The sequence below is a fragment of the Phyllobacterium sp. MT110 genome, from assembly GCF_058792715.1.
On record NZ_JBXAFE010000003.1, the window covers coordinates 310,050 to 322,595 of the forward strand.

General features: G+C 59.6%; 10 protein-coding genes. 2 read left to right on the top strand and 8 right to left on the bottom strand.

Going from position 1 to position 12,546, the window contains the following annotated elements; all coding sequences use genetic code 11:
* Positions 1-80 precede the first annotated feature (80 nt).
* The 6 genes from AC1Q5O_RS16605 to AC1Q5O_RS16630 all read right to left on the bottom strand — a co-directional run bounded on the left by AC1Q5O_RS16605 (position 81) and on the right by AC1Q5O_RS16630 (position 7,637).
* Positions 81-1,529, bottom strand: a complete 1,449-nt coding sequence (locus AC1Q5O_RS16605; protein WP_492564389.1) for a M20 family metallopeptidase — start codon at positions 1,527-1,529, stop codon at positions 81-83.
* A gap of 60 nt (positions 1,530-1,589) precedes the next feature.
* Complete coding sequence (locus AC1Q5O_RS16610) at positions 1,590-3,134, bottom strand: ABC transporter substrate-binding protein (RefSeq protein ID WP_492564391.1); 1,545 nt, start codon at positions 3,132-3,134, stop codon at positions 1,590-1,592.
* Between the two features lie 22 nt (positions 3,135-3,156).
* A complete protein-coding gene (locus AC1Q5O_RS16615; RefSeq protein WP_492564393.1) occupies positions 3,157-4,788 on the bottom strand; it encodes an ABC transporter ATP-binding protein in 1,632 nt (543 codons plus the stop codon).
* The gene (locus tag AC1Q5O_RS16620) at positions 4,785-5,603 is read right to left on the bottom strand and encodes an ABC transporter permease (RefSeq protein ID WP_492564395.1); all 819 of its coding nucleotides are present in this window, start codon (positions 5,601-5,603) and stop codon (positions 4,785-4,787) included. Before AC1Q5O_RS16620 ends, AC1Q5O_RS16615 begins: the two co-directional genes overlap by 4 nt.
* Positions 5,600-6,544, bottom strand: coding sequence for an ABC transporter permease (locus AC1Q5O_RS16625; protein ID WP_223614684.1), 945 nt, complete (start codon positions 6,542-6,544; stop codon positions 5,600-5,602). The genes AC1Q5O_RS16620 and AC1Q5O_RS16625 overlap by 4 nt, the downstream gene beginning before the upstream one ends.
* Before the next feature lie 184 nt (positions 6,545-6,728).
* Complete coding sequence (locus AC1Q5O_RS16630) at positions 6,729-7,637, bottom strand: LysR family transcriptional regulator (RefSeq protein ID WP_492564397.1); 909 nt, start codon at positions 7,635-7,637, stop codon at positions 6,729-6,731.
* A 301-nt stretch (positions 7,638-7,938) separates the two neighbouring features.
* Between AC1Q5O_RS16630 and AC1Q5O_RS16635 the strand changes: the two genes are divergently transcribed.
* Positions 7,939-8,457, top strand: a complete 519-nt coding sequence (locus AC1Q5O_RS16635; protein ID WP_223614686.1) for a DUF992 domain-containing protein — start codon at positions 7,939-7,941, stop codon at positions 8,455-8,457.
* Positions 8,458-8,717: 260 nt separating this feature from the next.
* Positions 8,718-11,018 carry an FdhF/YdeP family oxidoreductase gene (locus AC1Q5O_RS16640; RefSeq protein WP_492564400.1) on the top strand — a complete coding sequence of 767 codons (2,301 nt, stop codon included), beginning with the start codon at positions 8,718-8,720 and terminating at the stop codon, positions 11,016-11,018.
* 22 nt (positions 11,019-11,040) lie between these two features.
* Here the strand turns inward: AC1Q5O_RS16640 and AC1Q5O_RS16645 are convergent, their stop codons facing one another.
* Positions 11,041-11,976, bottom strand: a complete 936-nt coding sequence (locus AC1Q5O_RS16645; RefSeq protein WP_492564402.1) for an alpha/beta hydrolase — start codon at positions 11,974-11,976, stop codon at positions 11,041-11,043.
* 19 nt (positions 11,977-11,995) lie between these two features.
* Positions 11,996-12,532: a DUF1003 domain-containing protein gene (locus AC1Q5O_RS16650; protein ID WP_464664781.1), complete on the bottom strand. Its 537-nt coding sequence runs from the start codon at positions 12,530-12,532 to the stop codon at positions 11,996-11,998.
* Positions 12,533-12,546: the final 14 nt, after the last annotated feature.

A 12,546-nucleotide genomic window follows, 5' to 3' on the forward strand; every position in this document is an offset into this window, starting at 1 on the left:
GTAGCATAACTTCCAGAGCAATGTATTGGCGGTGACACGAGGCCACGGAGTGTCCCCGCCAAACAGCCATGGATGGGGTTCTAGGGACGGTCGATCTTCGGCCCGATATGCGCCGGAATCGGGCATTGATAGGGGCGTCCTTCGGTTTTTTCCAGCCACTCCGCCTTAGCCTGGGCCAGAAGGCCGGGATTGAGAATGAGATCAAGGCCGGTCGAAGCCAGGGACTTTGCCGCATGGGCAAAAGCCTTGTGCGCTGCCGGGCTTTTGCCCTGAGCCACCACCTGCCAGGTGTGCGGGGCGGTGCCGATGGCCCATGCAGGGGCCCAGCACTGCGCGGTCGGCGTGACCCAGCTGACGTCGCCGACGTCGGTCGAACCGGCGCGGAAATGCGATTCGCCTTCAAAGTCGCGCAGCCCGAGATGCAGCGGGCTGGAACCGTCAACCTTGCCGTTGAGGAACACGTCCTTCTTGATCTGATAGAGCCGGACGCTGCTTTTGATGGCCTCCGGTGTCAGCGTGTTCTGTATTTCCTGGGCAAAGGCGACATCCTTGTCGTCAAACGGCACAGGACCAAGATCGACCATATTGGCGTGGATCGCACTTTCGAGGGTGATGTTCGGCAGAAGGTTTGTTGCCGCCCGGTCGAACACGATTTCGACCTCGGTATCCGTCATCATCGCTGCGCCTTTGGCGATCCGGTCAACGCGCGCCGCCAGATCAAGCGCCACAGGCAGTTCCGGCGCGCGCACGAGATAGAGCGCTTCAGTGCGGGATTGAACCACGTTGGCGGCTTTCCCGCCGGCGTCCGTGATGGCGTAGTGGACACGGCAGTCCTGCGGCATGTGCTCGCGCAGGAAATTGACGCCGACATTCATCAGTTCCAGCGCATCGAGCGCGCTGCGGCCGAGATGGGCGCCATTGGACGCGTGCGCGGCCACACCCTTGAAACGATAGTAGATCTCCAGCACCGCCAGATTGTTGGTGGAGCGCACACCGTTGAACGGCGCAGGATGCCACGTCAGCGCGGTGTCCACATCATCGAAGGCACCGGCGCGGGCCATGAATGTTTTTCCCGAGCCGCCCTCTTCGCCGGGGCAGCCGTAATAGCGGATGGTGCCCGGCAATTTGTTGTCCGCCAGGTGCTTCGCCAGGGCGACTGCGGCCAGCATCGAACCGGTGCCGAGCAGGTTATGCCCGCATCCATGCCCCGTGCCCCCGGATTTCTCCGGTTGCTCGACGGCGATACCCGCCTTCTGGCTCAATCCGGCAAGGGCGTCGAACTCACCGAGAAAGGCGATGACCGGCTTGCCGTGGCCGGACTCGCCGATGAAGGCGGTTTCGATATCGGCGATCTCACGCTCGATGCGAAAGCCGTGCTTCTCCAGCATGGCAATCTGCGTCTGAGCAGACTGGTGTTCCGAAAAGCTCAACTCGGCATTGTCCCAGATGGCGTCGCTCATTGCAGCAAATTCAGGCTGCAACCGGTCGACAGTTGCAGCAATGGCTGCAACAGTTTGCTTGGTGGTCATCATGTCTTCCCTTTGGTTGTTCAATGTCCGGGCACGAACGCCCGCAAACAAACCTTCGAATTAATCGTCGAGCGATACTTCCCAAACCCGTGCATTCGACTGCCATACGGGCGTGCCGTGCACTTTCTTCGATGCGCCCCAGAGATCCATCAGGTCATAGAGGAAAATACCCGGCACATCCTGCAGCATGAGCTCGTGAAACTGGTCGAAGATGATCTGACGCTTGCCTTGGTCGGCTTCCCGGTAGGCCGCATCCATCAGCTCGATCGCCTTGGGATTGTCCCACATGAGGGAGGCGTTCTTATCCTTGTTGCCGACATAAAAACTGTACATCAGCGCGGGATCGAGGCGCGGCGTCACCGACTGCGAGATCACCTGGTAGTTGCCGCTACGACGGCGGTCGACCTGGGTGGCGTAATCCAGAACTTCAATCTGCACGTTGAGGCCAACCTGTTGCATCATGGCCTGGGCAACCACGGCGACGGGATAGCTTGGAACATTGCCGCGCTTGTTGGCAATGATCTTGATGACTTCGCCCTTGTAACCGGACTCGGCGAGCTCTTTCTTGGCCTTTTCAAGATCGGGGGCAATCCGCTTCTTCTGCACGTCGGAATAGTAGATCGAGTCCAGCGACACCATGGAGGCATTGGCAGCGCCGGTGCCGTTGGAAACGGCCCCGACCAGATCGTCGAGATCGAGGGCTGCGGCCATGGCGCGGCGAACGCCCGCTTTGCTCAGCACCGGATCGCGGGTCTGGATATAAAGAAGGTTCTTGCCGTTGTTGCGCTTCATGATCAGCTGGATCGCACCGTTGTCCTTCAGTTCCGGGACGAGATCGGCGGGCACTTCCGCCGCATCCAGCGCGCCTGACAGCAGGCCTGCCTTGACCGTGGACGCATCGGGAACCGCCGTGAATTTTACGCCGTCCACCAGGGGGCGCTTGGAACCAACCATGCCATCCGGCTTGCCGTCGTTCGGCGGCGATACATACTGGTCGAACTTTGCCAGACGGACATATTCGCCGCGCTTCCATTCACCCCACTTGAACGGCCCTGTGCCGATGGGAGCGACGAAACTGCCGTCGGCCGCCACCGACTTCGGGCTGATGATGCCGGTGTAGCCGCATTCCGGCCGTGCCATCAGGCCGAGGAATACCGCCGAAGGCGATGCGATCTTCACGGCGACGGTATGGGCGTCGACGGCCTCGATGCCAGTGACCTTGACGGTTCGGCTGCCGTCGAAATCGGCGCGGCAGGTCCACTTGGTGTCCTCTGCCATATAGCGGTTCCAGTTCCACACGACATCGGCGGCGGTCAGCGGGTCACCATTGTGGAACTTTACATTGTTGCGCAACGGGAATGTATAGGTCAGACCGTCCGCCGACACATTGACGGATTGGGCGAGAAGCGGCTTCACATCGCCGTTCTCCGTATAGCCCACCAGCCCTTCCACCAGATGAAATATGACGGAGTCGGTGTTGCCGTCGCGGTTGACGCCGGGGACGTTGCTGCGAATATCCGAGCTTTGCGCGACGTTGATGTCACGGGCCTGAGCGAGGCCGCCGGCCGTCATCAGGATTGTTCCTGCGAGAAGTATCTTTTTCATGTTCCACTCTTTTTCCATAGGTTCAGGCGTCCAGCCGCCATTTGAGTTTGACGCCGCCATTGTCGTTGAGATCCAGTGCGGGAATGGCTGAAAGCAGTTTGCGCGTATAGGCTTCCCTCGGGGTATCGAAGATCGCGTTCCTGTCGCCCTGCTCGATGATCCGGCCATCCTGCATCACGATCACCCGGTCGGCGATCTGCTCGACAACGCCGAGATCGTGGCTGATGAAGAGGCAGGAAAAGCCATAACGCTTCTGCAGGTTTGAAAAGAGCTCGAGAACCTGCGCGCGCACCGTCACGTCCAGGGCCGATACCGGTTCGTCGGCGATGAGGAATTTGGGTCGGCGCGCGATCGCCCGGGCGATGGCAACGCGCTGGCGCTGACCGCCGGAAAGCTGGTGCGGATAGCGATCGGCAAAAGCCTTGCCGAGGCCGACCTCTTCGAGTGTCTCGGCAGCACGCTGCTTTTTTTCCGCCGCCGTCAGGTCGGGGATAAGTCGCAACGCTTCCTCGACAAGTGCCATGATGGTCATGCGCGGGTCGAGCGACGAATAGGGATCCTGAAAAACCATCTGGCAGTTCATGCGGTAGTTGAACCAATCGTTGTCACGGCGCTTGCCGTGGAACAGGATTTCGCCGCTGGTTTCCTTGATCAGTCCGGCGATGGTGCGGCCGAGCGTGGTCTTCCCCGAGCCCGAGCCGCCGACCAAAGCCACCACCTCTCCGGGATGGATATCGATGCTGATGCCATGAAGGGCGCGTTTGGCAATGCCTTTCTTGAACAGGCTTTTGCGTCCGGCATAATCAACGACGATGTCGCGGGCTGAAACGATCGGGCTGACGCTCGTGTCGATGACACGCACGTCACCGCGGAACGGCAGGGAGGACAGCAGCTTGCGCGTATAGGGATGCTTCGGTCCTGAGAGGATTTCTTCCGTCGTCCCCTGCTCGACCACCACACCCCGTTCCATCACGACAAAACGATGGGTGTAGCGGGCAACCATCGGCAGATCGTGGCTGATCAGGAGGACGGCGGTCCCTTGCTCCTTGGTCAGTTCCACCATCAGTTCCATGACATCGCGCTGCACGACGGCATCGAGCGCGGTTGTCGGCTCGTCGGCAATCAGCAGGGCCGGTTTCAGGAGCATGACCGAGGCCAGCATGATGCGCTGGCGCATGCCGCCGGAAAATTCGTGCGGATAGGCGGTCAATGCGCCGGCCGGGTCCTTCAGGCCGACACGGGTCAGCATGTGCAGGATGTTGGTCCGGCGCATCTCGGGTGTCTGTTTGGTGTGGAGAATCAGCCCTTCTTCCAACTGGCGGCCAATGGTCATCGACGGATTGAGGGAGGTCATCGGTTCCTGAAAGACGACGCCGATTTCGCCGCCACGCAAACGCCGCAACGTGCGGTCGCTGGCCTGAAGCGTATCCTGACCCTTGTAAACGATCGAACCGCTGGCATGCCGGATGCCTGGCGCAATCAGTCCGATGATCGACCGTGTCGCCAGCGTCTTGCCCGACCCGGATTCGCCGACAATACCGACGATCTCTCCGGGGGAGACATCGAAGCTGACATCTTTGACGACGGCGCCGCCATTGTGGATGACTTCGAGTGTCAGCCCGCGAACGCTGAGAAGCGCGTTTTGATTGCTCATTTCAAACCTCTCATGCGGGGATCGAGCTTGTCACGCAGGGCATCTCCAAGCAGGTTGATGCCGAGAAGGGTCAGCGCGATGCAAAGGCCGGGGAAGAAGCCGAGCCAGGCTGCCTGTTCGATGAACGGCCGGCCGGCGGCAAGCATGTTGCCCCAGGTGGGTGCGGGTGGCGGAACGCCAAGGCCGAGGAAGCTGAGTGCACTTTCCGAAAGGATCGCCCAGCCGAACATGGATGTCCCCAGAACCGTAATCGGTGCCAGGCAATTGGGCAGGATGTGGCGGAGAATCGTATAGATTTCGCTGTTGCCCATGACCTTGGAGGCTTCGATGAATTCCCGTTCGCGCAGGGACAGGACGGCACCGCGCACGATACGCGCCATCGACGGGGTATAGGCGATCCCAAGTGCGAAGATGATGCCGTACTGGTTGGCGCCGAAAACCGCGAGCAGTCCGAGGGCGAGAAGAATACCGGGAAAGGCCAGCAGGGCATTGTTGAACGCCATGATGACGCCGTCGACCCAGCCACGTGCATAACCGCTGATCAGGCCGATAAGGGTGCCGAAGAACACGGCAAAACAGACTGTGGCAAAGCCGATCCAGACACTGGCCTGTGCCCCGACCATCAGCCGGCTCAGGACATCCCGTCCGAACTCGTCGGTGCCGAGAAGATGCGCTGCGCTCGGTGCGGCCAGACGTGCGGAAAAACTGAGCTTCATCGGATCGAACGGCGTCCAGAGCATGCCGATGGCCGCGATGATAAAGAGGAGGGTGATGATGGTGCCACCGATCACCCCGTTGAATGTAAGCTTTTTCATTCCGCCACCACCCGTGGATCAAAGAGTGGATAGAGAAGATCCACGACGAGGTTGACCAGGACATAGGCAACCGCAACCAGCAGGAGACAGCCCTGAATGACGGGATAATCGCGCTGGAAAATACTGTCGACGAGCAGGCGGCCGAGGCCGGGTATGGAGAATACGGTTTCAATAACGGCAATACCGCCGAGCAGATTGCCAAGAATCAGGCCGATCATGGTCCAGGTCGGACCGAAGGCGTTCTTGAAGGCGTGACGCCACAGAACTGCCTGTTCCGACAGGCCCTTGGCACGGGCATGGGTGATGTAGTCAAGGCGCAAGACTTCCAGCGTGGATGCGCGGGCCATGCGGATGATCACACCCATCTCGTGGATAAAGAGGGTCGCAACTGGCAGGGCCATGTAGATAAGCCCGGCCTTCCAGTCCGTCGTCACCGAGACGTAGCCGAGCACCGGCACCCAGCCGAGTTTCAGCCCGAAGAAAAGCAGCAGCAGCAGTCCGAGCCAGAATGTGGGAATGGACAGGAGAACCGTTGCCGTGCCGACCAGCGCGAGATCGGTGAGGCTGTTCTGTTTCCATGCCGCGATAACACCGGCCGGGACGGCGATCACGCTTGCAATCAGAACCGCCAGAACAACGATTTGCGCGCTGATGAAAAAACGCGAGAGCACGAGGTGCAGGACGGGTTCACCGGTAACGATGGACTTGCCGAAGTCGCCGTTGAACAAATGCCCCACCCAGATCATGAACTGCACCGGAATGCTCTGGTCGAGCCCCAGCGTGGAACGCAAGGCGGCGATCTGCTGCGGTTCGGCAAGATCCCCAAGCATGAGAGCTGCCGGATCGCCTGGGATGAGACGGATAAGGGTGAACACTGCCACTGCCACGATGACAATCGTGGGCACAGCCATCAGCATTCGGCCGAGTATAAATTTGATCACGTGGTTCCCATTCTGCTCTTTTGGCTGCGCGGAAGTTCCCCGCAGTCATCTGGCCATTGTGTGCCGGACTATGAGCATATGTGAAAACCATGCGCAATATTATGAGTAAATGTCATAGTGCTATGCAAGCGGGTACTTGCTGCGGGGTGTCGGGACCATCCATATAGGGCGGAAAGCCATATGTTCAGTTTTGCGGGCCCTCGACGTTGAGAAGCCTTTGCTTCATCCGCCTGCTGAGCGCTTCGGCAGCGATGGAGAGCGGAACGCCAGCCGCCTTGGCAAGGCCGAAACTCTGCGTGAGCGGCGGATCGAAGGGCCGTATGACGATCCTTGTATCCTTGGTCAGGTGCGCGAAGAAGCTGCTGATGATGGCTATCCCAAGCCCATGCGCTGCATAGGAAAAGGCGGAATTGTTGCTGTGCGTTTCAATCTTGACGGTCTGCGTCACGCCGGCCTGGCGAAAAATCTCATCGAGTTTCATGCGGGTGGGCCGGTTGCGGCCGGTCAGGATCAACGGAATGTTGCGTAAATCCCTGGGTGTGACGATGTCCAGCGCGGCAAGGGGGTGTTCTGCGGGAATGACGCATACCTTTCGGCCGCTCACGACCACCTCGAGCTCGACGCTGGTGCTCTGCTGTCCTTCATAGCGCAGGAAACCGAAATCCACGATGCGCTGTTCGATAAGGCGGGTGATGGCGCCCGACGTGTCGAAGAACGTTTCTATGCGCACCCGCGGAAAATCCCTGTCGAAATCCGCGAGAAGATCCGGGGTAAACTGGTCGGCAAGGCTGTTGGGCAGGGCGATGCGCACCGATTCCGGCCCGACGGCCCCGCTGCGCAGGTCCTGCGCAAGGTTGGTGAAGCGGTCTATTCCGGCAAGGACAAGTTCGGCGTCATAGGCGAGCTTTTCCGCCTCCGGTGTCGGGATCAGCCGGCCTTTGTCCCGTGCAAACAGCTGCATTGAAAGGTTGGCCTCGAGCTGCTGCAGCAGGCGGCTGACGCCCGACTGGCTCAGGCCCATGGCCCGCGCCGTTGCAATTGTGGAGCCGGTAACGAGCAGGGTGCGCAGGACTTCGAGCTGCCGGACATTCATTGGGTTCTCACAGATCTCATGGTCGGGGCGATTGTGTCTCGATTCGATGGAATAGGCCGAGCCCCGTCGAAGCTAAACTGTTAATTTTGCGTAAACAATCCGTCACGTGCCTTCAAAATGTCCCATTGGGAGGCGAATTGTGAATGGTCTGTCACTTGCGCATTCCGGCACGCCTTCACATGTGTTGCTTCAGGTATATCGAATGAGATCGCCCTGCGATACCTTCTGTAACCTGTTGCTGAATTTGTGGGCTGGAGGATCGATTGCGGTGCACCGGTCACAATTTGAGAAGGAGAGTATGATGAAGAAGACACTTGCTATGGCACTTGCGACCACGTCGTTGGCAATTGCTGGTGCAACGGTCGCTGTTGCAGCCGATATGCCGGCGACCTATCAGGAGCCAGACGCGCGCAACGGCGTGAGGATCGGCTATCTCACCTGCGATATCGATGGCGGCGTCGGCTACGTGCTTGGTTCGGCCAAGGAAGTCGATTGTGTCTTCCGTTCCACAGTCGGCCGTGAGCGTTCGGATCATTATACCGGCGCGATCAAGAAGCTGGGTGTCGATCTCGGGTTTACAACACGCAGCCGCCTCGTCTGGGCTGTGTTTGCACCGACCGCTGGTTATCACCAGGGTTCGCTGAGCGGCGTTTATCGCGGTGCAACAGCGGAAGCCACACTCGGCGCCGGTATCGGCACCAATGTGCTGTTCGGCGGTACCGCAGGCTCCGTTCACCTGCAGGCAATCAGCGTCACGGGCCAGATCGGTCTGAACGTTGCTGCCACCGGCACGTCGATGACGCTTGCCTCGGCCAACTAAGACCGGCTGGTTTTCCTCGCGCCGCGGTGCGAGGGTTGCATTGGAGTGGGCACCGCCGAACAGGTTTCGGCGGTGCCCATTTCCGTTTGGGGAGCCGCTGAAACCTGCCTCCCGCCGCCCATCATGAAATTCCGGCGCTTTCCGGTTTCGCGCGGGAAAGCGTCGTATCATCGGAAGAACAGCATGCGGCATCGCACTTATCTGTTACAATGACACGCGGCCGATCTTTCCATCGTTGACCAGGTTCTAAGGAGTACGACATGCCCAGGAAGAGACCGGAGGGTATCGAACGCTACAATGCACCGGCAGGCGGTTGGGGTGCATTGAAGGCGGTGGCGGAGAGTCTTGCCCGGCAGCAGATTGTTGCCCAGGGAGCGGCGACCCTGCTGAAAGCCAACCAGCCGGATGGGTTTGATTGTCCCGGTTGTGCCTGGCCGGACCCGAAACACACCTCTTCTTTCGAATTCTGCGAAAACGGTGCAAAGGCCGTCACCTGGGAATCGACCGCCAAGCGTATCGGGCCCATCTTCTTTGCATCGCATACGGTTTCGGAATTGTGGAACTGGTCGGATCATGATCTGGAAGATGAGGGGCGCTTGACCGACCCGCTGATTTACGATGCGGCGGCTGACACCTATGTGCCCATTGAATGGGACAGGGCTTTCGCGCTTATCGGAGCCGAATTGAACGCTCTGCCTGATCCCGATATGGCCGAGTTTTATACCTCCGGCAGAGCCTCGAACGAGGCCGCGTTCCTGTTCCAGCTGTTCGTGAGGGCCTATGGGACCAATAATTTTCCCGACTGCTCGAACATGTGCCACGAGGCGACAAGTGTTGGCCTGCCGCACTCGATCGGCGTTGGCAAGGGAACCGTCACCCTGGAAGATTTTGATCATGCCGATGCCATCTTCAGCTTTGGCCACAATCCCGGCACCAACCATCCGCGCATGATGGCGACCTTGCGCGATGTGGCGCGGCGCGGTGCGCCCATCATCGTTTTCAACCCGCTGAAGGAGCGGGCGCTCGAACGCTTTGCCTCGCCGCAAAGCCCGGTCGAAATGGCCACGCTCGGTTCGACGGATATTGCGTCAGCTTATCATCAGGTTCGCATTGGCGGCGACGTCGCTGTGCTCAAGGGCATGATGAAAAGGGTTTTCGAGCTTGACCGGCGCGATCTGGAGCGCAGTGGAAAGGGAATCCTCGACCGCGATTTTATTGCCGAACATACGTCAGGCATCGAGGCACTGAGAGAGGATATCGACGCGACGCGCTGGGAAGATATCGAGATCATGTCGGGCCTTACCCGCAGCGCGATCGAAAGTGCGGGCGATGTCTATGCAAAATCCAAAAATGTCATCCTTTGCTACGGCATGGGCATCACCCAGCACCGGAATGGCACGGCAAACGTTCAGCAGATTGCCAACTTCCTGATGCTGCGCGGCAATATCGGCCGGGAAGGCGCAGGCATATGCCCTTTGCGCGGTCATTCCAACGTGCAGGGCGACCGTACGGTCGGCATTACCGAAATTCCCAATGCCGCCCTCATCGACGGCATGGAGCGGGCGTTCGGTTTCCGGCCGTCCGCCGCCAAGGGGCACAATGCCATCGAAGCGATAGAGGCAATCATCGATGGCAGGTCCAAGGCGCTCGTCTGTCTCGGCGGAAATCTGGCTGTCGCCATGTCTGATCCCGATGCAACGTTTGCAGGGATGCGCAAACTTGATCTTGCCGTGCATCTGACGACCAAGTTCAATCGTTCGCATCTGCTGACGGCCAGGACCACCATCGTCCTGCCCGTTCTCGGGCGCACCGACGCCGATGTTCAGGCCACAGGCCGGCAATCCGTGACCGTTGAAGATTCCATGTCGATGGTGCATGCCTCGCGCGGCTTTCTCAATCCGCCCAGCGGCGATCTGCGGTCGGAACCCGCTATCATCGCGGGCATGGCAAAGGCGACTTTGGGCGACCGTTACGGCATTGAATGGGACGCCATGATCGCGGATTACAGCCGGATCCGCGACAAGATTGAAGTTGTTTTCCCTGACTTCAAGGATTTCAATGCGCGTATCCGGGAGCCGGGCGGGTTTCGCCTGAGCGTACCCGCCGCGCATCGCGAATGGAAAACACCGAACCAGAAAGCCTGTTTCCTGGTGGCGAAGGGCTTGAGCGAGGATCCGCGTGTTCTGGAACCCAATGTACTGACGCTGACGACAATCCGCAGCCATGACCAGTATAACACGACGATCTATGGCATGGATGACCGGTATCGTGGCGTGTTCGGGCGGCGGGATGTGATTTTTCTGAATGCGAAGGATCTGGCCGAACGCGGCTTGGCCGATGGTGATACGCTCGATGTTGAAGCAGCGCGCGATCACGCCGATCCTGATGACAGGCCGCGCCGGGTCAAGCGGTTGACCGCCGTGGCGTATAATATTCCCCGCGGCTCTGCTGCCGGGTACTATCCCGAACTGAACACGCTGGTCGCCCTGTCCCACTATGACCAGCAGTCGGGAACGCCGTCTTTCAAATCGATTCCCATCCGGATCACCCGCGCCGCGTGATCGACGGGCAGGGCGCGATACGTCAGCGGCGCGCGGACGCCGCTGAGGCGACAGTTGTCAGCCAGGCAGAAAAATAGTCCGGCCACACGCCGGTCGGCGTATCCTTCTCGCCCATGCCAAAACCGTGACCACCGCTGGCCAATTGGTGCAGTTCCACGGGTACGCCCGCCCGCTTGCAGGCGTCAGCCATGATGCGGGTATTTGCCGGGTCGGAAATGGGGTCATCCTGCGCCTGAACAAGGAACACGGGAGGGCATCCGCTGCGAACATGGGTTTGAACCGACCAGTCCGCACTCCGTTCCGGGCTTGGATGCGTGCCAATCAGGATGCGCCGTGTCGAGGTGTGGTCGTAGGGCGGCTCCAGCGTAATGATGGGATAGATCAGTGCTGAAAACGACGGCCGGGCAGACAGGCCGTCCGCCGCATCGTTCTGCTCATAGGAAGGGAAAGCCGAGCGGACGGAAGCCATTCCAAGCAGATGCCCGCCTGCAGAAAACCCGAGCACGCCAAGGCGTTCCGGATCGACTTCGAAGCGGCTGGCGTTCTGACGGATCAAGCGCAATGCACGTTGCGCATCCTGCAACGGTGCCAGCGGACCGGCATTCCACCCTTCTCCGGGCAGCCTGTAGGTCAGGGTGAAGACGGTAAAGCCCCGGTCGATCAGCCAGCGGGCTGCCGAAAGAGCCTCCTTCTTCATTTCGATGCGTTTGTAGCCGCCACCCGCCGCTACGAGAACCGCTGCGCCGTTCGGCTTTGCCGGCTGGAAAACCTCCATCGACGGGGCTGCGATGTTGCTGACCGCCCCTTTGGCACTGATAGTGATCGGTCCTGCCGGACCGCCGCCGCCGGGCGGCGTTGCGGGCCAGAGCGGAATGACTGTGTCGGCTGTGCTGGCAAAGAGTTTTGCCGGGTATGCGGCGATACCAAGTGCAGCCAATACCGTTCGACGGGTCACCATCATTTGCTTCCCTGCAAATTCACGTTTGAGCCTTTGGTGCCTGACCCTGGTCGCAAAGCCTCTGGATCGACTCCGTTAAAGCCAGAACTTCCTTGTCCTTGAGAAGATCGATCTTCTGGTGAAGCAGCTCCATCTTCTCGTGCAGCAATTCGATTTCCAGCTCGGCTTTGATGTTGATGCGGTAATCATGCTCGGCTTCTTTCCGGTCGATATCCTGCTGCCGGTTCTGGCTCATCATGATGAAGGGCGCCGCATAGGCCGCCTGAAAAGAGAGCGCAAGATTGAGGAGAATGAACGGGTAGGGGTCCCAATGCTGGATATAGGCGGTGACGTTCAGTATTATCCAGAAGAACAGGATCGTGGACTGGATGATGATAAATGACCATGAGCCCATCGTCGCAGCCACCTGATCGGCAATTCTCTGGCCGCTGGTCAGCCCGTCGCCCGGTTTTTCCGGCTTGAGGCCCCTGTCCCGGCGGCGGACCGTTCGCAAATGATGCAGCAACGCCCGTTCGGTTTCCCATAGGCCTCTGTGTTCAGTGTCCGTGTGTGTCATCGCGTCGTTCCTTG

Excerpts from the sequence above, each read along its gene's own strand:
- AC1Q5O_RS16605 (WP_492564389.1), bottom strand. The coding sequence starts at position 1,529 with ATGACCACCAAGCAAACTGTTGCAGCCATTGCTGCAACTGTCGACCGG.
- AC1Q5O_RS16650 (WP_464664781.1), bottom strand. The coding sequence starts at position 12,532 with ATGACACACACGGACACTGAACACAGAGGCCTATGGGAAACCGAACGG.
- AC1Q5O_RS16610 (WP_492564391.1), bottom strand. The coding sequence starts at position 3,134 with ATGAAAAAGATACTTCTCGCAGGAACAATCCTGATGACGGCCGGCGGC.
- AC1Q5O_RS16640 (WP_492564400.1), top strand. The coding sequence starts at position 8,718 with ATGCCCAGGAAGAGACCGGAGGGTATCGAACGCTACAATGCACCGGCA.
- AC1Q5O_RS16620 (WP_492564395.1), bottom strand. The coding sequence starts at position 5,603 with ATGAAAAAGCTTACATTCAACGGGGTGATCGGTGGCACCATCATCACC.
- AC1Q5O_RS16615 (WP_492564393.1), bottom strand. The coding sequence starts at position 4,788 with ATGAGCAATCAAAACGCGCTTCTCAGCGTTCGCGGGCTGACACTCGAA.
- AC1Q5O_RS16645 (WP_492564402.1), bottom strand. The coding sequence starts at position 11,976 with ATGGTGACCCGTCGAACGGTATTGGCTGCACTTGGTATCGCCGCATAC.
- AC1Q5O_RS16635 (WP_223614686.1), top strand. The coding sequence starts at position 7,939 with ATGAAGAAGACACTTGCTATGGCACTTGCGACCACGTCGTTGGCAATT.
- AC1Q5O_RS16630 (WP_492564397.1), bottom strand. The coding sequence starts at position 7,637 with ATGAATGTCCGGCAGCTCGAAGTCCTGCGCACCCTGCTCGTTACCGGC.